Source organism: Streptacidiphilus sp. PB12-B1b, assembly GCF_014084125.1.
GTDB lineage: Bacteria > Actinomycetota > Actinomycetes > Streptomycetales > Streptomycetaceae > Streptacidiphilus.
Genome location: NZ_CP048405.1, coordinates 2,755,604 through 2,778,386, shown reverse-complemented (window position 1 = coordinate 2,778,386; position 22,783 = coordinate 2,755,604). Strand labels below are relative to the sequence as shown.

General features: G+C 73.9%; 20 protein-coding genes and 2 pseudogenes. 11 read left to right on the top strand and 11 right to left on the bottom strand.

What is annotated here, in order from left to right; translation table 11 throughout:
• Nucleotides 1–97 precede the first annotated feature (97 nt).
• The 8 genes from GXW83_RS12615 (at nt 98) to GXW83_RS12580 (ending at nt 8,041) form a co-directional block, all read left to right on the top strand.
• A complete protein-coding gene (locus GXW83_RS12615) occupies nt 98–394 on the top strand; it encodes a hypothetical protein (protein WP_182443163.1) in 297 nt (98 codons plus the stop codon).
• Nucleotides 391–2,277, top strand: coding sequence for an RNase A-like domain-containing protein (locus GXW83_RS12610; RefSeq protein ID WP_182443162.1), 1,887 nt, complete (start codon nt 391–393; stop codon nt 2,275–2,277). Before GXW83_RS12615 ends, GXW83_RS12610 begins: the two co-directional genes overlap by 4 nt.
• Nucleotides 2,278–2,353: 76 nt before the next feature.
• Complete coding sequence (locus tag GXW83_RS12605; RefSeq protein ID WP_182443161.1) at nt 2,354–3,223, top strand: hypothetical protein; 870 nt, start codon at nt 2,354–2,356, stop codon at nt 3,221–3,223.
• Nucleotides 3,130–3,816: a hypothetical protein gene (locus GXW83_RS12600; protein WP_182443160.1), complete on the top strand. Its 687-nt coding sequence runs from the start codon at nt 3,130–3,132 to the stop codon at nt 3,814–3,816. Before GXW83_RS12605 ends, GXW83_RS12600 begins: the two co-directional genes overlap by 94 nt.
• A 31-nt stretch (nt 3,817–3,847) precedes the next feature.
• Nucleotides 3,848–4,144 (top strand): RNase A-like domain-containing protein, encoded by a 297-nt coding sequence (locus GXW83_RS12595; RefSeq protein WP_182443159.1) that lies wholly within the window; start codon nt 3,848–3,850, stop codon nt 4,142–4,144.
• A gap of 42 nt (nt 4,145–4,186) precedes the next feature.
• A complete protein-coding gene (locus GXW83_RS12590; protein ID WP_182443158.1) occupies nt 4,187–4,888 on the top strand; it encodes a contact-dependent growth inhibition system immunity protein in 702 nt (233 codons plus the stop codon).
• Nucleotides 4,889–4,994: 106 nt separating this feature from the next.
• Nucleotides 4,995–5,510 (top strand): hypothetical protein, encoded by a 516-nt coding sequence (locus tag GXW83_RS12585; RefSeq protein ID WP_182443157.1) that lies wholly within the window; start codon nt 4,995–4,997, stop codon nt 5,508–5,510.
• 14 nt (nt 5,511–5,524) lie between these two features.
• Complete coding sequence (locus tag GXW83_RS12580) at nt 5,525–8,041, top strand: RNA helicase (RefSeq protein WP_182443156.1); 2,517 nt, start codon at nt 5,525–5,527, stop codon at nt 8,039–8,041.
• A gap of 582 nt (nt 8,042–8,623) precedes the next feature.
• On the opposite strand, the pseudogene GXW83_RS12575 reads toward GXW83_RS12580, so the two are convergent.
• From GXW83_RS12575 to GXW83_RS12555, 5 genes and pseudogenes are all read right to left on the bottom strand, one after another.
• Nucleotides 8,624–8,821 (bottom strand): annotated as a pseudogene (locus tag GXW83_RS12575) (ATP-binding cassette domain-containing protein); the annotation flags it as partial.
• A gap of 58 nt (nt 8,822–8,879) precedes the next feature.
• A pseudogene (locus tag GXW83_RS12570) lies at nt 8,880–9,263 on the bottom strand (GntR family transcriptional regulator); the annotation flags it as partial.
• Between the two features lie 40 nt (nt 9,264–9,303).
• Entirely contained in the window at nt 9,304–10,776 is a 1,473-nt protein-coding gene (locus GXW83_RS12565; protein WP_225446931.1) for a DUF2079 domain-containing protein, read from the bottom strand.
• A 58-nt stretch (nt 10,777–10,834) separates the two neighbouring features.
• A complete protein-coding gene (locus tag GXW83_RS12560; protein ID WP_182443155.1) occupies nt 10,835–11,650 on the bottom strand; it encodes a trans-aconitate 2-methyltransferase in 816 nt (271 codons plus the stop codon).
• Between the two features lie 49 nt (nt 11,651–11,699).
• Complete coding sequence (locus GXW83_RS12555; protein ID WP_182443154.1) at nt 11,700–13,706, bottom strand: beta-galactosidase; 2,007 nt, start codon at nt 13,704–13,706, stop codon at nt 11,700–11,702.
• Between the two features lie 310 nt (nt 13,707–14,016).
• Here GXW83_RS12555 and GXW83_RS12550 point away from each other — a divergent pair, with 310 nt between their 5' ends.
• Entirely contained in the window at nt 14,017–14,790 is a 774-nt protein-coding gene (locus tag GXW83_RS12550; protein WP_370466875.1) for a response regulator, read from the top strand.
• Nucleotides 14,787–16,076, top strand: a complete 1,290-nt coding sequence (locus GXW83_RS12545) for a sensor histidine kinase (protein ID WP_225446930.1) — start codon at nt 14,787–14,789, stop codon at nt 16,074–16,076. The genes GXW83_RS12550 and GXW83_RS12545 overlap by 4 nt, the downstream gene beginning before the upstream one ends.
• Nucleotides 16,077–16,215: 139 nt before the next feature.
• On the opposite strand, the gene GXW83_RS12540 is transcribed toward GXW83_RS12545, so the two are convergent.
• On the bottom strand, nt 16,216–17,985 hold the full coding sequence (locus tag GXW83_RS12540) for a phosphatidylglycerol lysyltransferase domain-containing protein (RefSeq protein ID WP_182443152.1): 1,770 nt from the start codon (nt 17,983–17,985) through the stop codon (nt 16,216–16,218).
• A gap of 343 nt (nt 17,986–18,328) precedes the next feature.
• On the opposite strand from GXW83_RS12540, the gene GXW83_RS12535 reads away from it, so the two are divergent.
• The gene (locus GXW83_RS12535) at nt 18,329–19,033 is read left to right on the top strand and encodes a hypothetical protein (RefSeq protein WP_182443151.1); all 705 of its coding nucleotides are present in this window, start codon (nt 18,329–18,331) and stop codon (nt 19,031–19,033) included.
• Between the two features lie 11 nt (nt 19,034–19,044).
• On the opposite strand, the gene GXW83_RS12530 is transcribed toward GXW83_RS12535, so the two are convergent.
• The 5 genes from GXW83_RS12530 to GXW83_RS12510 form a co-directional block, all read right to left on the bottom strand.
• On the bottom strand, nt 19,045–20,382 hold the full coding sequence (locus GXW83_RS12530; RefSeq protein ID WP_182443150.1) for a hypothetical protein: 1,338 nt from the start codon (nt 20,380–20,382) through the stop codon (nt 19,045–19,047).
• A gap of 260 nt (nt 20,383–20,642) precedes the next feature.
• A complete protein-coding gene (locus GXW83_RS12525) occupies nt 20,643–21,023 on the bottom strand; it encodes a hypothetical protein (protein ID WP_182443149.1) in 381 nt (126 codons plus the stop codon).
• Nucleotides 21,020–21,238 (bottom strand): toxin-antitoxin system HicB family antitoxin, encoded by a 219-nt coding sequence (locus GXW83_RS12520; RefSeq protein ID WP_182443148.1) that lies wholly within the window; start codon nt 21,236–21,238, stop codon nt 21,020–21,022. The genes GXW83_RS12525 and GXW83_RS12520 overlap by 4 nt, the downstream gene beginning before the upstream one ends.
• 86 nt (nt 21,239–21,324) lie before the next feature.
• The gene (locus GXW83_RS12515) at nt 21,325–22,098 is read right to left on the bottom strand and encodes an SDR family oxidoreductase (protein WP_182443147.1); all 774 of its coding nucleotides are present in this window, start codon (nt 22,096–22,098) and stop codon (nt 21,325–21,327) included.
• A 77-nt stretch (nt 22,099–22,175) separates the two neighbouring features.
• Entirely contained in the window at nt 22,176–22,604 is a 429-nt protein-coding gene (locus tag GXW83_RS12510; RefSeq protein WP_182443146.1) for an SRPBCC family protein, read from the bottom strand.
• Nucleotides 22,605–22,783: the final 179 nt, after the last annotated feature.

The window sequence follows — 22,783 nt, the reverse complement described above, 5'->3', positions numbered from 1 at the left end:
GGCTGCTCTCGCTCGCTCGAACCTGCGTCCGGGATGCGCATGCCCTCCCGCTGCTACCGTTTCTGCCGATCGACCGCATTGGGTTACGGGGGGCCATGTGGCAGCGCTGCTGTTCGACTTCGCTCAAGTGGAGGAGTACCGACAGGGCGTGCTGTCCACGGCCGCCGCCCTGGCCGGGCACATCGCCGAGATGGACGACGCGGTCCGCCGCGCCTCCGCCAGCTGGTCGGGCACGGCCGCCGACAACTTCGCCACCACGTACGCCGCTTGGCGCCAGGCCGCGGCGGCGATCCACGAGGACCTCGGCTACCTGCACCAGATCGTGTGCACCAGCCAGGGCAACTTCGCCTCCGCCCAGAGCGCCGTGCAGACCATCTGGGGTGACGGCGCATGAACACGCCGCCCCCGGACCCCGGCGGCTCCCGGCTGCCGCAGCCGCGCCCCTCGCAACCCCCGGCCACCACACCGCCCGCCACGCCCCCGGCCACACCGCCCGCCACACCGCCCGGCGGCGGGCTGCCCGCGCCGAGGACCGGCAGGCCCCCCGCCACCACCGACCCGAGCCCGCCGCAGACCGGCGGGCAGCAGGGCGGGCCCGCCGCCCAGCCGTTCGACCCCACCGGCTCGTGGGCGCCGCCGCAGGCCACGGGCGTCCTGGAGGTCGATCCGGAGAACCTGTGGGCCGCCGCCAAGCAGATGACCAGCCTGCGGGACGACTTCATCACCGCCTGCCACGGCTACGCCCGCACCCTGGCCGGCACCGCCAACATGGCCGGCGAGGACTACGTCGGCATGTACTTCGCCAGCCTCTACGACCCGCTCGCCCAGGACGTCATGACGGCACTCGGGGACCTGATGGACTCCGTCGGCGGCGTCGTGGAGGGCCTGATCACCTCGGCCAACACCTATGCGGCGGCCGACTACGCCTCGACCCACGGCGCCACCGGCGGCCCGGCGTCCGTCCCGGTGCCGGCGTACGGCCCGGAGACCTTCGCCCGCCCGGCCCCGGCCACCCTCTACGGCTACCAGGACCTGCTCTCCTGGTCGAACAACCCGGCCAGGACGGCGCTGTTCCAGCCGCTCAAGGACCCCCTCGGCGCGCTGACCGCGTGGTATCCCAAGGGCCACCAGAACCTGCTGGCCACGGCGGCGGCCGCATGGCGCGGCATCGACGCCTCGGTCGTCTCGCTGGCGCAGTCGCTGAACGCCGTGCTCACCGAACTCACCGTCGACTACTCGGTGGTGAAGACGCCGCGCGGCGGGGCCTACCCGGGCCTGGTGGCCCGGCCGCAGGTGGACCAGTGGCACGCGGCCATGAGGAAGTTCTGCGACAGGATCTGGGGGTCGGCGCCCTGGGGCGGCAAGGGCCTGCCCGACCACCCGCTGGGGCTGGCGGCCGTGTGCGCCGAGAAGCTGGCCGCCATGTGCGACACCCACCGCGCGGCGATCGACACCACCCGCAGCGCCATCGAGACCCGGGTGGCCGGCTCGGTCCTGGCCACGGTGATCGGCGCCATCCTGAGCGAGGTGACCCTGGGCATCAGCGACTACCTCGCCGAGACCTTCGACGAGGACATGATCATGGACTGCATCCGCATCCTGGTCACCGACTACTACCAGCCGATCGAACAGATCGAACAGGGATGGGACCTGGAGACCGCCAGGTCCTCGCTGGAGCAGGCGCTCAAGGGCGCGCCGACCATCCAGTACATGGAGGCCCAGGCCGAGTCGGTGGGGACGCGCAGCCTCCACGACTTCGGCTACCCGGGGATGAAGGCCCCGCCCGTCGGCGGCAAGTTCTCCACCAAGCAGTACTCCGGCTGGGGCGACCCCTCCACCATGGGGCCCTACCCGATCAGCCTGGTCGGCCAGGAGGGCACCGGCAAGTCGCACGTGCTGACCATGCACACCGGGCTCACCGACGCGCAGCTGCTCTCCCGCGTCGACGGCAAGGACCTGTCCAATCCGGCCAACGGATCGAGCGGCTTCAGCACCACGGCCTCCGCGCAGACCCTGGTCCAGGGGGACATCGACTCCCCCGCCAACCAGCAGCTGATCGCCGCCTGGCTGGCCGGGCCGCACAACGGCCCCGCCTCCCAGGACCAGCTGACCGTCAACGACCCCGGCACCGGCACCGGCCCGGCCACCGGCCGGATCGTGGTGGACCGGAACGGCACCCACCAGGTGGTCGATGCCTATGGTGTGAGGGCGGTCCTCAAGTACAACAAGGACCTCGACCCGCCGTTCTACGTCTACACCGCGTTCCCGACCGGATAACCGACGCGGCCACGGCCGACAGCAACCATGACCCCGACGGCAGCAACCGACAGCACGGACGAAAGCAGGAACAGCCATGCGGGACCAGGCTCCCCGGGACCGGTCCGCCTTCCTCGCGGCCCTGGGCGTGCCGGACGACAGCAGGCAGCGGGCGCTGCTGCAGATCCGGCTGGAGGTGCTGGCGCACTCCCGGGCCCGCGCGACCGCCGACGGCTACGGCCCGGTGGACGTCCTGGTCGAGTTCCTGTGCGGCGCCGCCGTGACGGCCGCCTCGGAGCCGCTGCGCGCCTTCCGGTCCTGGTTCCTCGGCGCGCTGTGCCGGGCCGGGGCGGGCTCCGGGCAGTCGCCCCGCGACACGGCGCTGCAGCAGGTGCGGCAGCTGTTCGGGCGCCCGGCGCAGGAGCTGGCGGAGCAGTTGGACCAGCTGCTCCAGGAGTGCGCCGAGAGCGGCGCGCCGCTGGACAGCCGGGCCGTGCGCGAGCTCTGCCCGGAGGCCGCCCAGCTGGCCGAGGAGTGGGCGTTCGCCCTGGACGAGGACGTCGAGCGCCCGGGCGGTGCCCCGCGCGCGCACCAGCAGGACGAGGGGTACGCCACCGAGGCCGTCGTCCTCGGCGCCGCACCGCCGGGCGCGCCCGGGGCGGAGCGGCTCGCCGTCGGCGGGCTGGTCCGCGAGAGCGCCGAACTGCTCGCCCTGGACCGGCGGGGCCTGGTCCCCTGGTCGGACTGGAACGGGCGCGCGCCCTCGCTGGGCTGGCCGGTGGTGCTGGCGCAGGTGCAGTACCGGCTGCGCCAGGACGCCGTCTCGTCCGGGGACGGCGACTGCCCGCTGGTCACGGCCGCCCCCGCCGGGCCGTGCAGCGCCGGGCCGTCCGCCGGGGGCCGGGCGACCGGACCGGGCGGGCGCTGCGGCTGCTGGACGCCTACGACGGTGCCACCGAGGGCCTGACCGAGGACAGCCCGGGGGACGGCTTCCGACGCATCCGCCGCTCGGGCCGCCGGGCCATGGCCCACGCCGAGCTGCTGCAGGTCGCCGACCTGCTGCACGCGCTGCCCCCGGACGACCCCCGGGCGGGCGCGCTGGCGGTGCTCCGGCGCTGCCTGGGCGTCCTGCTCGATCCGCAGGCCGGCCCGCTGCCCGCGTGGTGGACCACCCGCGCCCCGGACATCACCGAACTCCCGCTGAACGGATGGGAGTTGCGGGAGCACTTCGGTGAACTGCGGGAGCTGCTGCGGCTGTACCGCGCCGTCGTCGACGAGCAGCGGTACGGCGAGGACGAGGACCCGGACACACTGGTCCACCTGGTCTGCGAGCGGTACGCCGAGGCCCGCCGCCGGACCCCGCTGTCGCTCCCGGCGCTGGTCGGCGAGATCGCCGGGGTGTGTGCGCTGTTCACCGACGACGCCCGGCTGGACCGGGCGCTGCGGCACCTGGGCGCGGAGCCGCGCCAGGCCGAGGCGCCCTGGTGGGACGAGCTGACCTGGCGCTCCTGGCTGCGCTCGGCGTCCGGCGCGCTGGTCGCGCGTACCTCCCGGCGCTGACGCGCCCCCACCATCCGAGAGGTCGATCCCGGTGACAGTGTTGCGAGCCTCCAGTTTCAGCAGCGCGAGCGCGGCCCAGACGTACGTCCAGCGCGTCGTGGACCGGAACCGCGACCGGATCGCGCAGTGGCTGGAGAGCGGTCCGGGCGACCGGCTGGTCCTGCAGTCGCACTTCGCCGGGGAGGTCACCGGGCGGCTGCTGCCGGTCGGCATGGTCCTGGCCGGGCGCGGCCCGGTGGAGGTCTCCTCGGTCCGCGTGCTGCTCCAGCGGGACAGCCTGGACCGGGGGCGGTTCACCGTGCGCTCGGCCTATCCGACGGAAGACTGAGAGAGCCCGCATGAGCGACCCCGAGACCTGCCGCCCCGCTCCGTGCCACTGCCGCTGTGGCACAGCAGCTACGCGGCCCTGCGCGAGCTGTTGGAGGCGTACGCGGGCCTGGCCGCCGACGACGAGCCCGGCCGCCCCGGCATGGCGCGGGCCGCATACCTCGACACCATGCGGCAGGTGTCCCCGGCGTCACCGGCCGTCGCGGCGATGCAACTGCGACGGCTCGTCGAAGCCGGTCGGCTCTCCGCGGCGGGCGAGCAAAGGCGGGACGCACCCGACGGAGCAGACGCCGTCGACACCGCCGCCGTCGCCCTGCTGCCCTGGCCGGAGACGGCCGACCGGGCCGCCTGGGCGCAGCTGCTGGTCGCCCTGCTGGAGTCCGGCGGCGGGCGCGCGGCGTCCGGCGGCGTCCCCCGGAGCCCCTGGGCCTGGCGCCGTCGGTTCCCCCAGTTGCACCAGCTGCTGGCCGGTTACTTCGGGCAGGACTTCCCGGAGGAGCACCCCGGCCTGGACGCGGTCGGGGCCGAACGCGCGGCGCTGGAGCAGCGGCGGGCGGGCACCGACCGGGCCACCGCAGCCCGGACCCTGGGCCAGCTGCACGAGCTGGCCGCCCTGCGCCTGGACCGCGCCGAGCTGGAGACGGCGCTGGGGGCGCTGGGGCGCGACGTGGAGCTGGTGTTCGATCCGCAGCTGTGGCTGCGCCGACTGGCCGCCCGCATCGAGAGCGCCCACCTGGACGGCTGACGGCCTCCGGCGGCGCAAGGCCGTTGACGCTGTGTCATGCCCGGCAATACCGTGGGGACAAGTGATTGAGCAGTCGCTCAAATCAACTGTCGGAACGGGGGCCCTGATGAGGCCGTTCGATCGTCCGGAGCCCGGGCAGAGCGCGACACTGCTGGTCGGCGTGGCCGTGGGGTGGGGGCTGCTGCTCTTCGTCCTGGCCTGGTTCCTGCCCCTGGTGACGCCGCAGGATCCGCCGACGTACGCCACCGCCGCACCCACCGCCCTCGCTACCGCTCCCACCTCCCTCGCCGCTCCCCCGGCGCAGGCCGGTGGCGTGCTGGTGGCGGACCCGCGGGTCAGCCTGGTCGCGGCCGACGGGCACGGCGTGCTGCTGCTGGTGGCGCTGCCGTTGCTGGTGTCGCTGCTGGTGGGCGGGCTGCTGCGGCTGGCGGTGCACCGGCGGTCGGCGCCCGCGGCGGTGGCGGCGTGGGCGCTGGCCGGGGCTGCGCTGGCGGCGGCCGCCGTCGGCTCCGTCACGGTCCTGGTCGGGATCTTCGCGGCGCCGGTGGGCGCGCTGCTGCTGGCGGCCTGCGGGCAGGCCGGTCGCCCGCTGCCGCCCCCGGCGGGCGCCCGCCCTGCTTAGGGCAAGATAGAGCGGTGACCCTGACTGATCTCATCCCCGCCGAACCGCTGCCCGATGATCTCTTCACCGCTTTCGCGGGCTGGGCGGAGGAGCGGGGGATCACCCTCTACCCCGCGCAGGAGGAGGCGCTGATCGAGATCGTCTCCGGGTCCAACGTCATCCTGAACACGCCGACCGGCTCGGGCAAGAGCCTGGTGGCCGCCGGGGCGCACTTCGCGGCGCTGGCGCGCGGCGAGCGCACCTTCTACACCGCGCCGATCAAGGCGCTGGTGTCGGAGAAGTTCTTCGACCTGGTGAAGATGTTCGGCACCGCCAACGTCGGCATGATGACCGGCGACGCCAGCGTGAACCCGACCGCGCCGATCATCTGCTGCACCGCCGAGGTGCTGGCCAGCATCGCGCTGCGGGACGGCGCGGACGCGGACGTCGGCCAGGTCGTCATGGACGAGTTCCACTTCTACGCCGAGCCGGACCGGGGCTGGGCCTGGCAGGTGCCGCTGATCGAGCTGCCCCGGGCGCAGTTCCTGCTGATGTCGGCGACCCTGGGCGACGTCCGCCGGTTCGAGGCCGACCTGAAGCGCCGCACCGGCCGGCCGACGACCACGGTGGCGTCCGTGGAGCGCCCGGTGCCGCTGTTCTACGAGTACCAGCGCACGCCCATCCACGACACCCTGGAGCAGCTGCTCTCCACCGGCCAGGCGCCGGTGTACGTGGTGCACTTCACCCAGGCCGCGGCGGTGGAGCGGGCGCAGGCGCTGATGAGCATCAACATGTGCTCCAAGGCCGAGAAGGACGCCATCGCGGCGCTGATCGGGAACTTCCGCTTCACCACCAAGTTCGGCCGCAACCTGTCGCGGTTCGTCCGGCACGGCATCGGCGTGCACCACGCCGGGATGCTGCCCAAGTACCGCCGCCTGGTCGAGCGGCTGGCCCAGGCCGGGCTGCTGAAGGTGATCTGCGGCACCGACACCCTGGGCGTGGGCGTCAACGTCCCGATCCGGACGGTGCTGTTCACCGCGCTGTCCAAGTACGACGGGCAGCGGGTGCGGCTGCTGCGGGCGCGGGAGTTCCACCAGATCGCCGGGCGGGCCGGGCGGGCCGGCTTCGACACCGTGGGCACGGTGGTCGCGCAGGCCCCGGAGCACGTCACGGAGAACGAGAAGGCGCTGGCCAAGGCCGGTGACGACCCCAAGAAGAAGCGCAAGGTGGTCCGCAAGAAGGCCCCGGAGGGCTTCATCTCCTGGGGCGAGGAGACCTTCAACAAGCTGATCGACGCCCAGCCGGAGCCGCTGGTCTCGCGCTTCAAGGTCAGCCACCTGATGCTGCTGTCGGTGATCAACCGCCCCGGCAACGCCTTCGAGGCCATGCGGCACCTGCTGCTGGACAACGACGACGACCCGAAGGCGCGCCGCCGCCACATCGGCGAGGCCATCGCCATCTACCGCTCGCTGCTGGCCGGGGGCGTGGTGGAGCGGCTGGACACCCCGGACGAGACCGGGCGCATCGTCCGGCTCACCGTCGACCTGCAGCAGGACTTCTCGCTCACCCAGCCGCTGTCGACGTTCGCACTGGCCGCGTTCGACCTGCTGGACGTGGAGTCGCCGTCGTACGCGCTGGACGTGCTGAGCGTGGTCGAGTCGACGCTGGACGACCCGCGGCAGATCGTCGGCGCGCAGGAGAACAAGGCGCGCGGCGAGGCGGTCGCGGAGATGAAGCGCGACGGCATCGAGTACGAGGAGCGGATGGAGCGGCTCCAGGAGATCACCTATCCGAAGCCGCTGGAGGAGCTGCTCGGACACGCGTACGAGGTGTACCGGCGGGCGCACCCGTGGATCGGCGACCACCCGCTGCGCCCGAAGTCCGTCGCCCGGGACCTGTACGAGCGGGCGATGACCTTCGCCGACTACGTCGGCTTCTACGAGCTGGCCCGCACCGAGGGCCTGGTGCTGCGCTACCTGGCCTCGGCCTACAAGGCGCTGGAGCACACCGTCCCGGACGACCTGAAGTCCGAGGACCTGCGGGACCTCAGCTCCTGGCTGGGCGAGCTGGTCCGGCAGGTCGACTCCAGCCTCCTGGACGAGTGGGAGAAGCTCGCCAACCCGGAGGACGAGGAGGAGCGCGAGCGGGAGATGCTGGACGAGAAGACCGCCCCGGTCACCGCCAACGTCCGCGCGTTCCGGGTGCTGGTGCGCAATGCCATGTTCCGCCGGGTGGAGCTGGCCGCGCTGGAGCGCTACTACGACCTGGGCGAGCTGGACGCCGAGGACGGGGGCTGGGACCAGGACCGCTGGGCGGACGCCATGGACGCCTACTGGGACGAGCACGACGACCTGGGCACCGGGCCGAACGCGCGGGGCCCCAAGATGCTGATCATCGACGAGGAGTCGGTGCAGGGCGCGTGGCTGGTCCGGCAGATCTTCGACGACCCGGCCGGGGACCACGACTGGGGCATCAGCGCCGAGGTCGACCTGGCCTCCTCGGACGAGGAGGGCCGGGCCGTCCTGCGGGTCACCGCCGTGGACCGGATGTAGCGCGGTCAGGCCGGGCTGCGGCGCACCCGGCGGTGGCCGGCCAGGCGGTGCCGCGCAGCAGCCGCTTCGGTTGCCGGGCCGGGGTCGGTGGGCGAGCAGCAGGCCGCTGTGCACCAGCCAGGCGTCGGCCGGGGCGGCGAAGCCGTCGTCGGGCAGCTGGCCGCCGACGCCCGGCTGCACGGCGCCGACCCTGGGGTACAGGTACGGGCGCAGCTGGTACAGGGCCAGCTCGACGGCGGTCTGCACCGCTCCGGTGACCAGGACCGCCGCCAGGGTGGAGCGCAGCAGCAGCCCCAGGACGGTGCCGAGGGCCAGGGCGAGGAGGGCGTAGGCGACCGGGACCGCGCCGAGGGCGTTGTAGGCCGTCGGGCCGTAGGCGTAGCTCTGGATGCCGCCGCGGACGACGTAGTCCCGCCAGAACCAGTCGGAGAGTCCGGTGAGAGCCGCGGTGGCCAGGCCGACGACGGCTGCCGCCGCTCCCAGCCGGGCGGCGAACCAGCGCACCGCTCATCGGCGCGGGCCTCGTCGGTGACCAGCGCCGGGGCCTGCGGCGAGCGCAGGTAGGCGAGCAACAGCTCCTCCCTCGCCCTCGGTGGGCGTCAGCAGGCAGGCGGCGAGGGCGAGCAGGGTGCTCTTGCCGGCCCCGTTGGGCCCGACCAGCCCGCACACCCGGCCGGCCGGGATCCGGAAGGAGCAGTCGCGCAGCGCCCAGCCCCGGCGGTAGCTCCTGCCCAGCCCGACGGCCGCCACGGCCGCCGGCGCGGCTGTCACGTCGTTCATCGGCCCCCTCGATGTCTCGGATATCCCGGATGTCGCGGCTGCCCTGGACGTCCCGGGCGTCCTGCGCAAAGGTCCGGTCGGGCGCGGAGGCGACCATGGCGGCCACGTCCTCGCGTTCCAGCCCGGCCTGCAGCGCCCGGTCCATCCAGGTGCCCAGCTCCGCGCGCAGCGGCCCGTCCGCGCCCGCCTCGGCCCGCGCCAGCGAGCGGCGGACGAAGGTGCCCAGGCCCGGGCGCGGCTCCACCAGCCCCTCCCGGTCCAGCTCGCGGTACGCCTTCAGGACGGTGTTGGGGTAGATCGCCGTCGCCTCGACCACCTCGCGGGCGGTCGGCAGCTTGTCGCCGGGCTGGAGCAGCCCGAGCCGCAGCGCCTGCTTGGTCTGCTGGACGATCTGCAGGTAGGTGGCGACCCCGCTGCGCCGGTCGATGCGGTACTCGATCATGCCCGCCTGCTGTCAAGGAGGACAGGTCGGAGCCGGTCGGCTAGGGGTGACGCAGCAGGATGACGCCGTCCCGGTCGGCGACCACGCGGTAGCCCTGGGACTCGTACCGGGCGACCATCAGCCCGGACTGCCCGGCCGGGCAGGGGCCGGTGCCGGTGTGGTCGGTGCTGTCGTCCAGCACCCAGCCGGGCGGCGGCGGGGGCGGCAGGGCCGGATCGGCCGCCTGGCAGAGCTGGCTGACGGTGGCCCGGTCGGTCAGCTGCGCGGCGATGTGGTCGGAGGTGGCGACGGTGGCGCCGTCCGGCACCAGCGCGGCGACCTGCTTGGCGGCGCGGACGTGCGGCGAGGTCGTCCACACCGCCGGCATCAGCACCTCGTGCAGCGGGAAGACCGGGATGGTCGCCACCGTGAACACCGTGCTGGCCACCAGCACCGCGCGCACCCGCCGCCGGGGCAGCCGCCGCCGGGCCGGGTCCAGCGCGTCCACCAGGCCGGCGAAGACGATCGGCATCAGCACCGCGCTGTAGTGGTAGCTGACGCCCCAGTAGTGCGGGTTGTCCGAGGTCAACCGCCAGGCCAGGGTCGGCAGGCAGATCAGCGTGAGCGGCGAGCGCAGGCCCAGGAAGGCGGTCGGCAGCGCCAGCATCAGCAGCAGCAGCACCTTGATCGGCGGCCAGACCAGGTGCGGCAGCGCGAACAGCAGCTGGTGGGTGGTGCCACCGGCCCCGGCGGCGGTGCCGGGCAGCTGGTTCAGGTAGGCGAAGCTGCCCTGCGGGTTCACCGCGGGCAGGATCAGGAACATCTCCACGGCGGTGGCCGCCAGGCCGGTCACCGCCAGCCCGATGCCCAGCCGCCGCGCGCCCTGCCAGGCGATGATCGCGCCGATGGCGGCCACGGTCAGCCCCAGGTCCTCCTTGACCAGCACCAGCGGCAGCGCCCACAGTGCGGCCGCGCGTTGGCGGCGCTGCCCCAGGGCGGTGACGCTGAAGGCGATCAGCGGCACCGCGAAGGCGATCTCGTGGAAGTCGAAGGAGGCCGCCTTGACGATCCCCCAGGACGCGCCGGTGCCGCAGCCGACGACCAGCGCCGCCACCGGCCCGCGCAGCTCGTGCGCCCAGCGGGTGAGCGGCACGCAGGCCAGCGACATCAGCGCGGCCTGCGCGACGAGCAGCGTGACCGGGCTGGGGAAGACCCGGTAGACCGGGGCCAGCAGCACCAGGACCGGGCTGAAGTGGTCGCCCAGGATGTTGTAGCCGGGCCCCTTGAGCGCCACGATCGGCGCGTGCAGGTGGGCGTAGTTGCGGATGGCCTCTTCGAAGATGCCCAGGTCGTACCCGGCGGTGATTATTCGCTCGTGGCGACGTATCGACACAGCGGCATAGAGCACGAAGAACAGCCCGGCCGTGCCCCAGGCCAGCGCGCGCGGGGGCACCCGGTCCAGCAGGGCGCGCAGCGGGTGCCGGACGGGCGCGGCGGGGGCGGTGGTCGGCTGGGCGGTACTGAGCTGGGTCAACGGTCGTCGCTTCCGGTCCGTGCATCGGGCGGCCGTCGGGGCGGCCCGTCAAGGGGGGTCAGATGGCGCGGGCCCTGAAGGCGTCGGTGACGGCGACCATGTCGATCCCGCCGCCGTGGGCGTCCAGCACCTCCCCGGTGCGGCGCAGCACCTGCTCGCGGAGCTCGTCGGGCAGGACGCGGTAGCGCGAGATGGAGTCGAGGTAGCCCAGGTAGTGGGCGGTGCTGTAGTGCTGCGGGCGCAGGTGCCGGGTGGAGAGCAGGTCGGTGAAGCGGCCGTCGCGGCGGCACTGGGCCTGCGGCCAGCCCTTGGCCTCGGTCCAGCGCTCGCCGCCGTCCTCGGGGTCCAGCTCGGACGCCAGCACGGTGTGCGGCGGCCGCAGGTCGTGGCCGCCGGTGTCGACCTCGGCCAGCGCGGCGTGCAGGGCCGGATCGACCACGGTGGTGCCGTTCCAGAACAGGGCGATCGCGCCGCCCGGCGCCAGGGCGGCGTGCGCCAGGTCCCAGCGGCGCTCCGGGTCGGTCCAGTGCCAGGAGGTCGCGGCGTAGAGCAGGCCGAAGCGCCGCCCGCCGGGCTGCCACTCCTCGAAGGTGCAGACCTCGACCCGCACCGACGGGTGGCCGGCGACGGTGCGGCGCAGCACCTCGGCCATCCGGGCGTCCGGCTCGACGCAGGTCAGCCCCAGGCCGCGGGCGGCGAACGACACGGTGGCCTTGCCGGTCCCGGCGCCGACCTCGACCACCGGCCTTCCGGCCGGCTTCGCATAGTCGAGGATGTCCGATATCAGCTCATCCGGATATCCCAGCCGGGAGGCGTGGTAGCCCTCGGCGACCTCGCCGAATATCTGGCTCTCCGCGCGCTGCTGCGCACCCATGTCGTCCCCCCATGCTCGTGTTCGAACCAGCCGCCATGGTAGCCAGCGGCTAACTGGTCCTGACCACCACCCTCACCCGGCCGGCCGGGACGACCAGGTCGGAACCGGCCAGCGGGACCGTGACGTCCCGGTCGTTGTGGTTGATCAGGAAGTCGAACTCGGCGCCGCCCTCGGCCACCCGGCGCACCGCCTCCAGCCCCTCGGGTCGCCCCACCGGCAGCGCCACGCCCGCGTCGGCGCAGGCCGCGCGCAGGATCGCGGTGAGCGTGCCGGCCTCGGGGGCGGTGGCCACGTACCAGGCGGTGCCCTCGCCGAAGCCGTGCCGGGTCACCGCCGGGCAGCCCGCGGCCGGGCCGTCGGCGTGCCGCAGCACCGCGGCGGCGCCGTCCAGGTGCAGGTCCTCGGCCCAGCGCGAGGCCGAGCCGCCGGGCACCGCCGCGGACTCGGAGGCCAGCCTGGTCTTCTGGCCGGAGCGCAGCGGCAGGAACTCCTCCGCCCGCACGCCCAGGATGTCCCGCAGCGCGCCCGGGTAGCCGCCCAGGTGAACCGCCTCGTTCTCGTCCACCACGCCGGTGAAGTAGGAGGAGACCAGGGTGCCGCCGCCGCGCACCCAGGCCCGCAGGTTCTCCGCCCAGGCGGCGCGGGTGTGGTAGAGCGAGGGTGCCAGCACCAGCCGGTAGCCGGACAGGTCGGCGCCGGGGTGGACGAAGTCCACCGTGACGCCCAGGTGCCAGAGCCGCTCGTAGTAGGCGTCGATCCGCTCGCGGAAGCCCAGGTCGGTCGAGGGCTTGTTGCCGCAGTCCAGGCCCCAGCGGGACTCCCAGTCCCAGACCAGCGCCACCTGCGGGGCCTGCACCCGGCTGCCGCAGACCTCGTCCAGCTTGCCCAGCCGGGTGCCCAGCGCCACCACGTCGCGCCAGTGCCGGGTGTCCGTCCCGGCGTGCGGCACCATCGCCGAGTGGAACTTCTCGGTGCCGGAGCGGGACTGCCGCCACTGGAAGAACATGATCCCGTCGGCGCCCCGGGCCAGGTGCGCCATGCTGTTGCGGGCCATCTCGCCGGGGCGCTTGGCGATGTTCCGGCCCTGCCAGTTCACCGCCGAGGTGGAGTGCTCCATCAGCAGCCACGGGCCGCCGCCGGCCAGCGAGCGGGTCAGGTCGGCCGCCAGTGACAGGCCGATGTGGTTGTCGCTGCGCTCGGCGGTCAGGTAGTGGTCGGTGGCGACCACGTCGACCTCCTCGGCCCAGCGCCACAGGTCCAGGTTGTCGGTCAGCCCGGCCATGAAGTTGGTGGTGATCGGCACCACCGGGTCGGCCGCGCGGACGATGTCGCGCTCGCGCCGGTAGCACTCCAGCAGCGCGTCCGAGCTGAACCGGCGGAAGTCGACCTGCTGCGCCGGGTTGCAGGCGGCGGGGGCGGTGCGGGGCGCGTCCACCTCGTCGAAGCTGCCGTAGAGCTGGCCCCAGAAGGCGGTGCCCCAGGCGGCGTTCAGCCCCTCCACGGTCTTGTAGCGCTCCTCCAGCCAGACCCGGAAGGCGGCCACCGACTGCTCGCAGTAGCAGCGGGAGATATGGCAGCCGTACTCGTTGTGAATATGCCACAGCACCACCGCGGGATGTCCGGCGTAGCGGCGAGCCAGCTCGGCGGTGATCCGGGCGGCGGCTTCGGCATATTCCGGCGAGCTCGGGCAGTAGGTCTGCCGGGCCCCGTAGCCCAGCACCGTGCCGTCCACCGCGACCGGGCGCACCTGCGGGTGGGCCTTCTGGAACCAGGCCGGGGGCGCGGCGGTCGGCGTCGCCAGGTCGATGCTGATCCCGCCCTCGTGCAGCAGCGCGATGATCCGGTCCAGCCAGCCGAAGTCGAACACCCCCGGCTGCGGCTCCAGCCGCGCCCAGGAGAAGATGCCGAGACTCACCAGGTTCACACCGGCCTCACGCATCAGCGCGACGTCCTGCGGCCAGACCTCCTCGGGCCACTGCTCCGGGTTGTAGTCGCCGCCGTAGGCGATCGAGCCGAGGTCGAACCGGGGCCGGTCTGAGCGGGGCTGTCCGGACATGCACATCTCCTGGTACTCGGTACGCGCAGAGGCAGGGGCACTCGTTCGGGCGTGGCCGGTCCAGCGCCGGCCGCTCGGCCGCGGCCCGCCCGACGGCTACAGCCTACGGCGCTCCGGGACGGCGACGGGGACGAGTGGGCCGCGCTCTCGTACTCTCATAACGGAACCCGGGGACGCAACGGCTGGGGCCGCAACGGCGTCACAGTCAGTGGCGGCGCCCCGGCAGCGGCGGCGCCGCAGACCGTCCACCGCAGAAGTCCATCGCGGACACGCGTATGAGCAGCACCGAGGAGAGATCACGTTGATCCGTGTGGTCGTCGTCGACGACGAGACACTCGTACGGTCGGGCCTGAGCCTGATCGTGGGCTCGGCTCCCGACATCGAGGTCGTCGCCACCTGCTCCGGCGGCGAGGCCCTGGAGACCGTGGACCGCCACTCCCCCGACGTGGTCCTCCTCGACATCCGGATGCCCGACGTGGACGGCCTGACCGTGCTGCGGACCCTGCGGGCGCTGCCCCGGCCGCCGGCCGTGGCCATGCTCACCACCTTCGACACCGACGAGTACATCGGCACCGCGCTGCGGGCCGGGGCCGGGGGCTTCCTGCTCAAGGACACCGACCCGGAGCACCTGAAGCACGCCGTGCGGGTGCTGGCGGGCGGCGGCCGGGTGCTCTCCCCCGCCGTCACCGACACCGTCATCGCCGGCTACCTGGACTCCGGCCCCGACCGGCACACCGCCGACCGGCTGCGCTCCATGACCACCAGGGAGCTGGACGTGCTGGCGCTGCTCGGCGAGGGGCTGTCCAACGCGGACATCGCCGCCCGGCTGTTCCTCAGCACCGGCACGGTCAAGGACCACATCAGCGCCATCCTGGCCAAGCTGGGCACCGCCAACCGGGTGCAGGCCGCCGTCTTCGCGCACCAGGCCGGGCTGCTCGGCGGCCCGGAGCAGGCGGCGGGCGGCGGTCCGGGCCAGCCGGGCACGGCGGGCCAGCAGCCGGGCACGGCGGGTCAGCAGCCCGGCCAACCGGGCACCCCGGGCGCGTCCGGAGGCGGCTCCGGCGCGCCGGGGCGCCGGTCGTGAGCGACTCCCCGCGCTGGTACCTGCGGTCCTGGGTGACCCTCCCGGTCCCGGCCGCGCTGGCGGTGCTGGACGCGCTGCTCGCCAACGACCTCGGCTCGTTCGTGCAGATGTCCACCTCGCTGCTGGCCGCCGCCGCCCTGCTGCTGCGGCGGCGCCGACCGGTGCTGGTGCTGCTGCTGACCATGCCCGGGATGCAGCTCAGCTACATCTGGCTGGCGCCCATGCTGGCCCTCTACACGGTGGCGACCTGCGTCCGCAGGCGCTGGGTGGTGGCGCTGTGCGCGCTGCTGGTGGCGCTGGTGCAGTTCGTGCCCTGGCCGGTCTTCGACTACTCCATCGGCTGGGACCGGACCACGGTGCTGTCCGCGCTGTACTCGCTGCTCACCGCCGCCGCCCCGGTCGCCCTCGGGCTGCTGGTCCAGACCAGGCAGGAACTGGCGGTCCGGCTGGACGAGTTGACGCGGGGTCAGGCGCGGGAGCAGGAGCTGCTGGCGCAGAGCGTGCTCTCCATGGAACGCGCCCGGCTGGCCCGGGAGATGCACGACGTGGTCTCGCACCAGGTCAGCCTGATCTCCATCCAGGCGGGCGTGCTGCAGGTCCGCGCGGACGATCCGGAGGCCACCGTCGAGGGCGCGCTGACGATCCGTCAACTGTCGGTGAAGACGCTGGAGGAGCTGCGGCAGATGGTCGGCGTGCTGCGCGCCGCCGGGGGCGGGGGCCGGGAGCTGAGCCCGCAGCCGACCCTGGCCGACCTGCCCCGGCTGGTGGCCGCCGGCGGTGTCGACGCCCGGCTGGACTCCGCGCCGGACGTCACCGCGCCGGCCCGCTGGCCCGAGCCGGTGGAGCGGGCCGCCTACCGGACGGTGCAGGAGGCGCTGACCAACGTCCGCAAGCACGCGCCCGGCTCGGAGGTGGTGGTGCGGCTGCGGGCGCAGGGCGGCGCGCTGGTGGTCCAGGTGCGCAACGGGCCGCCCGAGCCGGGCGCGGAGCCGCTGCTGCTGCCCGGCGGCGGCCACGGGCTGATCGGCCTGCGCGAGCGGGCCCAGCAGCTCGGCGGCACCCTGGACTGCCGTCCGACCTGGAACGGCGGCTTCGTGGTGCAGGCCGTGCTGCCCGCCCGCGCGGCAGCGGCGGACCGGGCGGTGGCGGACCGGGCTCCTGCGGACCGGGCGGCGGACCGGGCGGCCAGGGCCGACCGGGTCACCCGGGTGGACGCCGTCCCGTCGGCGCCGCTTCCGGCGCCGCTCGCGGCACACAGCGCAGAAGCCGACCGCCTCCACCGGTAGGGCCGGGCCGGGCCTGGGCAGGCCCGGCGGGGCTCCCCGGGACCGGGCCGCCCACACGGCGTCGGTCCCGTCCGGTGGAGGACGGCCGGTGCACCCCGGCGCGGGACGGCGGCGGCTGCCACCGCCCCGCGCCGGGCGTTCAGGCGGCGCGCTGCAGCACCGGGGTCTCGGCCGCGGCCTCGGCCCGGTGCCGGCGGCCGAACAGCGAGGGCAGCCGGGGCGCGGTGATGAAGCCCTCAGCGCAGGCGTTGACCAGGGCGATCCTGGGCAGGTCGCGGCTGCGCTCGAACAGCAGGTAGCGGGGTTCCCAGCGCGGCCGGTACTTGGCGTTGGCCCGGTACAGCGACTCGATCTGCCACCAGCGCGACACGAACAGCAGCACCGAGCGCCAGGCCCGCAGGAACGGACCGGCCCCCAGCCGGGAGCCGCGCTCGAAGACCGCGCGGAACACCGCGAAGTTCAGCGAGACCCGCTCGATGCCCAACTGCTGCGCGCCCAGCAGCAGTTCGATGACCATGAACTCCAACAGGCCGTTGTCGGCCTCGCGGTCGCGGCGCATCAGGTCCAGCGAGAGCCCGTGCTCGCCCCAGGGGACGAAGCTCAGCAGCGCCCGCAGCCGGCCCTCGCTGTCCCGGCACTCCAGCATCGCGCACTGGCCGTCGCCCGGGTCGCCGAGGCGTCCCAGCGCCATCGAGAAGCCGCGCTCGGTCTGCCCGTCCCGCCACTGGTCGGCCAGGTGCAGCAGGGTCTCCATCTCCTCGTCGCGGATCTCGGCGTGGCGGCGCAGCATCACGCTGTAGCCCGCCCGGCGGACCTTCTTGTGTGCCTGGCGGACGTTGCGCATGGCCCGCCCCTCCAGGGTGAACTCGGAGACCTCGACGATGGCCTCGTCGCCCAGCTCCAGCGCGTCCAGGCCGTGCCGGGCGTAGACGATGCCGCCCTCCTCGCTGGCCCCGGTGACCGCCGGGACCCAGGCGTTCTCGCGGGCCTGCCGCAGCCAGCACTCGATCGCGCCGGGCCACGCCTCGACGTCCCCGATCGGGTCGCCGGAGGCCAGCGACACCCCGCCGAGAACCCGGTAGGTGACGGCGGCCTTGCCGGACGGCGAGAAGACCACGGACTTGTCGCGGCGCAGCGCGAAGTAGCCCAGCGAGTCGCGGTCGCCGTGCCGCTCCAGCAGCTCGCGCAGCCGGGCCTCGTCCTGCGGGGCGAGGTACTCCTTGCCCTTGGGGGCGCGGAACAGCGCGTACAGCACGGCGAGCAGGACGCCGACGCTGAGCACGTTGACCGAGACGTCCACCCAGCGCGGCACGTCTACGTGCAGGTCCCCGGGGCCGTTCAGGCCCAGGGTGACCACCCGCAGCAGCACGTAGCGCAGCCGCTCGCCGAGGGTGGAGCCGCTCTCGCTGTTGGTCAGCCCGACCAGCAGCGCGCCGACCGCCAGGATCAGCGCGCTGCCGAAGGCCAGCACGCCCAGCGCCAGACCGGGGTTGGAGCGGTCGCCCCTGGCCCGGAAGTCGCGGCGGCCGATCAGCAGCGCGACCGCGAACAGCAGGGTGGCCGCCGCCGTCATCCAGTTGAAGGGGTGCTCGCGCACCGAGGGGTGCCGCACCAGGGCCACCGCCAGCTCCAGCAGGAACAGCCCGGAGAGCACCGCGTTGGCGATCCAGGCCGCCCGCTTGTGACGGTTCATCATGACCGACAGGAACAGCGCGAAGGCGCCGGAGGCGAATCCGGCGGTGAGCAGGAACGGCGTGTAGAAGTCGCCGACGTTGTGGTCCTGGACCTGGTCGCGGAAGGACGCCGACACCCCGCCGAGGATGTTGAGGCATCCCACCAGGCGCAGGTACCAGACGGCCGTGAGGGCGCCGGCGCGCTGGGCAACGGGCACGGCTGCGGCTTGAGACATCTGCTACGGCTCCGGTGCGAGGTCTGCAGGGAAAGAGGCGGAGGGGGACGGCGACGCCGGGCTGATGCGGCCGCGGCGGGTGGCGCCGGCAGGCGGTGGGGCATTCGCGTTCCCGTTACACCAGCATGGCGGCGGCGGCGGGCCGATCGCGTCCCTCCAGGGTCTGGGCCACCCCCGCCGATCGGCGGGTGGGAGTGAGCTGAAAGGAGGCTGAACGGCGCGAAGGGCAGATCCGGGGAACCACCGGCCGCCGTGGGGCGTCACACTGTCACTCAGAAGGACGTCCTTTCCGGACGGTCCGACACGACGACGAGCAACGGCCGGGGGACCCATGCGGAGAGCAGTGACCAGCAGACGCGGCGGCAGGCTGCTGGCGGGAGCGGCGCTGACGGCGGCGCTGACGCTGGCCGGAGCGGCCGCCTGCGCCCGGCACACCGGCGGCACCGGCGGCACCGCGCTGGTGTCCGCCCGCAGCGGCACCCCGGCGGCGGTCGCCTCCGCCCGGCCGGGCACCGGCCCGGGGCCCGGGCCGTCGCACAGCGCCGGGCACGGGCGGTCCGGCGGCCACGGCCGACGCTCCGGCCACCGGCCCGGCGCCGGCTCCAGCCCGGCCCAGACCCCGGTCGCCGGGGCCGGGCTGGACGCCACCGCGCAGCGGCTGGCGCCGTACCTGCAGCGGAACTTCGGCACCGCCTACGCCTCGATCCTGGTGGACGACCCGCACGGCCAGCTGGTGGTCTTCCGGCTGCCCGATCCCCGGCTGGACGCCGCCGCGCGCCGGCTGGCCGGTCCGACCCGGCTGGCCTTCGTCACCGCCCGCTACTCCTACGCGCGCCAGCACCAGCTGCTGGCCCGGATCACCCAGGACCTCGGCTACTGGCGCGGCCACGGCGTGGTGGTCAACTCGCGCGGGACCACCAACGGCGTCCACTGCGCGGTGATCGTGACCACCGACACCGGCAGCGCCGCGCAGCAGCGGGCCTTCGACGCCCGCTACGGCGCGGGCGTCGTCAAGGTCGTCGAGGGCGGGGCGATCGTCTCCAAGTGACGGCCGCCCGGTCAGGCGTGTACGGCCGGCTGCGGCGCGGTCAGCGTGCCGCCGCCGACGGCGGTGGAGCCCGCCGGGGCGCCGCCGCCCGGGGTCTGCGGGGCGGACATGGCGGAGCCGCCGGTGTAGTCGCGCCAGTCGGCCGGCTTCTGGCCGACGTTCAGCGTGCGCAGCTTGGCCAGCACCTGCGGGTCCTGGGCGTCCAGCCACTCCACCAGCTGACGGAACGACACCAGCCGCACGTCGGGCTTGGAGGCGATCTCGCGCAGGGCCTGCTCGACGGCGTTCATGTAGATGCCGCCGTTCCAGCTCTCGAAGTGGTTGCCGATGTACATGGGCGCGCGGTTGGTGGTGTACGCGCGGTTGAAGCCGGCCATGTACGAGCCGTACGCCTGCTGCTGCCAGTAGGGGCGCATCGCCGGGTCGCCGTTGATGCTGGCGTTGGACTGGTTGGCCATCATGTTGTAGTCCATCGACAGGACCTCGAAGCTGTGGCCCGGGAACGGGATGCCCTGCAGCGGGAAGTCCCACAGGCCGCCGCGCTTGTCCGGCCAGACCTGCAGCCCGCCGGGCGAGCTGGCGTCGTACTTCCAGCCGAGCGCCCGGGCGGTGGGCAGCAGCCGGTCCTGGCCGAGCAGGCAGGGGGTGCGGCTGCCGATCAGCTCCTTGCGGTAGTCGAAGGGCAGCGCCTCCATGTCGCTGAAGCCGGTGTTGGTCTTCCAGTTGGTGACGAAGCCGACGGCCTGTTCGATCTCGCTGTGCCACTGGTCCGGGGTCCAGTTGCCGACGCCGTTGCCGGCGTCGCAGAAGTGCCCGTTGAAGTGGGTGCCGATCTCGTGGCCCTCCAGCCAGGCCGGACCGACCTGCTGCAGGGTGGCCCGGATGTGCTCGTCCTTCAGGTAGCCGATGGCGGAGGCCCCGGGCTGGTGGCCCGGCGGCAGGTACATGTCCTTCTTGCCCTCCGGGAGGACGTAGATCCCGGAGAGGAAGAAAGTCATGGTCGCGCCGGTCTCCTGGGCGACCTTCCGGTAGTGCGAGAACAGCTGCTTGCTGTCCTCGCCCGCGCCGTCCCAGGAGAAGACCACGAACTGCGGCGGCTGCTGGCCGGGCTCGAGCCGCTCGGGGACGGGCTGGTGCGGCTGCGGGCCGGTGTCCGAGGTGGAGCCGTCGCCGATCAGCCGGACGGCGGGCCGGGGGCTCCCGGCCGGGTGGCGCGGGGTGGTCGCGTCGCCGGGGCGGGCGTCACCGGAGGCGGTGCGCTTGCCGTCGGCGCAGCCGGACACGCCGAGGGCGGCTGCGGCGGCCACCGCACTCCCGGTCAGGACGTTCCTGCGCGATAGCGAACCCATACGGTGTCACCAGGCCTTCCCTTGCTGCGACTGCGTACCGCAGATGCTTACCGGTACGACTGTGTGACTGTGTGTCTGCTGTGACGCAGACACCGTACCCATCGGTTCGCAGTAAACAGTCCTGATTTGGGCATGCATAGGGAAGGATCCACCCCTATGGCCCGAAAACCACCCCGACACCACAGGCGTCGGGGCGTCCGCTGCCCGAACGAGTGGTGTACCGGGCCGACCCGAACGCGCCTTCGCCCGCAGCGCGCCGGTCAGGCCAGGTCGGTGAGCTTGCGCAGCGCCTCGGCGGTGGCGAAGAGGTCGGCCCGGCGCTCCTTGGCGTGCTCCACCAGGTCGGCCAGGGCGAAGCTGTTGGGCAGCTGCTCGATCCCGGCCATGACCAGGTAGGAGCGGGTGAGGGTGGCCGCGTAGAACTCGTTCATCGGGCTGTCCAGCGGCGGGCACACGGCCAGGGTGTGCAGCAGGGCCGCCGCGCGCCAGCAGATGTCGCGCGGCTCCTCGTCGGCCACCAGCACCACGTCGCTGGCGTGCCGGGCGATCGCGGCGCTGATGCCGGACGGATCCCACACCGTGGGGTCGGACGGCAGATGGTGCGCGAGGACGTTCCAGGCCCAGGCTTCGTCCGCTTTCACGCGCTCTTCCGCCCGAACCGCTCCTGGAAGTAGGCCCAGTTCTCGGCGGTGTTGAACTCGGCGGCGGCGTCCAGGAAACGCTGCCGGTCGGCGTCGAGCTCGCGCTTGGCGACCGCGGTCACCAGCGCGGTGATCGTCGTGCCCTCGGCGGCGGCGCGGGCGGCCAGCCGGGCGTGGAACTCCTCGTCCACCCGGATGGTGATGTGCTTCGACATGTCTTCAGCGTACAGCTCGTCCGCTGTACGCGGGACGGGTTCGCAAGTACCGGTTCGGCTCCGGCCCGAGTCCGCCACCGCGCCCCTCAGCGGTGGTCCAGCCGGCGGCCGCCCCGGGCCGACAGGCCCACCAGCGCCTCCAGCGGAACCCTGCGGACCGCGGCGATCAGGGCCTTGTACTGCGCCCCGGGGACGCTCACCGACCGGCCCCGGGCCAGGTCGCGCAGCGCCTCGTCCACCACCTGCTCCGCCGAGAGCCACATCCAGCCGCGCAGCCGGGTCATGTCGATCCCGCCCCGGTCGTGGAACTCGGTGCGGGTGAAGCCCGGGCACAGCGCCATCACCCGCACGCCGCTGCCGGCCAGGTCGCGGGCCGTGCTCTGGCTGAAGCCGACCACCCACGACTTGCTCGCGCCGTACGTCCCACGCGGCACGAAGGCCGCCACCGAGGCGACGTTCACCACATAGCCGCGCCCGCGCCCGCGCATCCCCGGCAGGACGGCGCGGGTGAGCCGCAGCACCGCCTCGACGTGCAGCTTCACCATGGCCAGCTCGTCGTCGAGGTCGGACTCCAGGAAGCTGTCCCGCAGGCCGAATCCGGCATTGTTGACCAGCAGGTCGACCGGGCGCTCCGGATCCGCCAGCCGCGCCTCGACGGCGGCGATGCCCTCGTCCCCGGCCAGGTCGGCGGCGAGCACCTCGACGGCCGTGCCATGGCGCCCGGACAGCTCGGCGGCGGTCCGCGCCAGCCGCTCGGGATCGCGGGCGACCAGGACCAGGCCGAGGCCGTCGGCGGCCAGGCGACGGGCGAAGGCCGCGCCGATGCCGGCGCTGGCGCCGGTGATGAGTGCTGTGGGCATACCCCGCACCCTAGACGACCGGGCCCCGGCGCGGCACCGCCCGCGCGCGACGGCCGACGGCCCGTCAGGCCCGGGGCTCAGGCCACCAGCGCGGACAGCCGGCGCAGCGAGTCGTCCAGCGCCACCGTCGTGGCGTCCTTGATCCGGGCCGCCATCAGGTTGACCGCGGCGCCGGTGAAGGTGCTCTGCACGGTCACCCGGGTGCCCTCGCCCTCGGGCTCCAGCAGGTAGCGCTGGCCCAGGGCGATGCCCATCGGGCCCTTGCCGGCCAGCGCCAGCTCGCGGCCCGGCTCCAGCGCCGCGACCGTCCAGGACACCTCGGCGGGCATGCCCATCAGGGTCATCCGCTCCGCGTAGACCGTGCCGACCGCCGGCGCGGCCGGGGCGCCGCCGGGGAAGGCGGCGTGGACGGCGTTCCACTCGCCGAAGCGGGCGAGGTCGCCGAGGACCGCCCAGACCTTGTCGGCGGGGGCGGGCAGGACCGCGTGGACGGACACCTCGGGCATGGCTGCTCCTCTCGGGCCCGGAACCGGCCGGACCAGGGGAGGCTAACCAGAATCTGACGAACCATCAATAACTGCGGCAGCCCCGGCCTCCCGACCCCCGATCCGGCCTGCGGGCCGACCGGGCGCCGGGGTGGCAGACTGCCGGTGTCACGTCCGCCCGGGCCGGAAGGGCCGCCGCC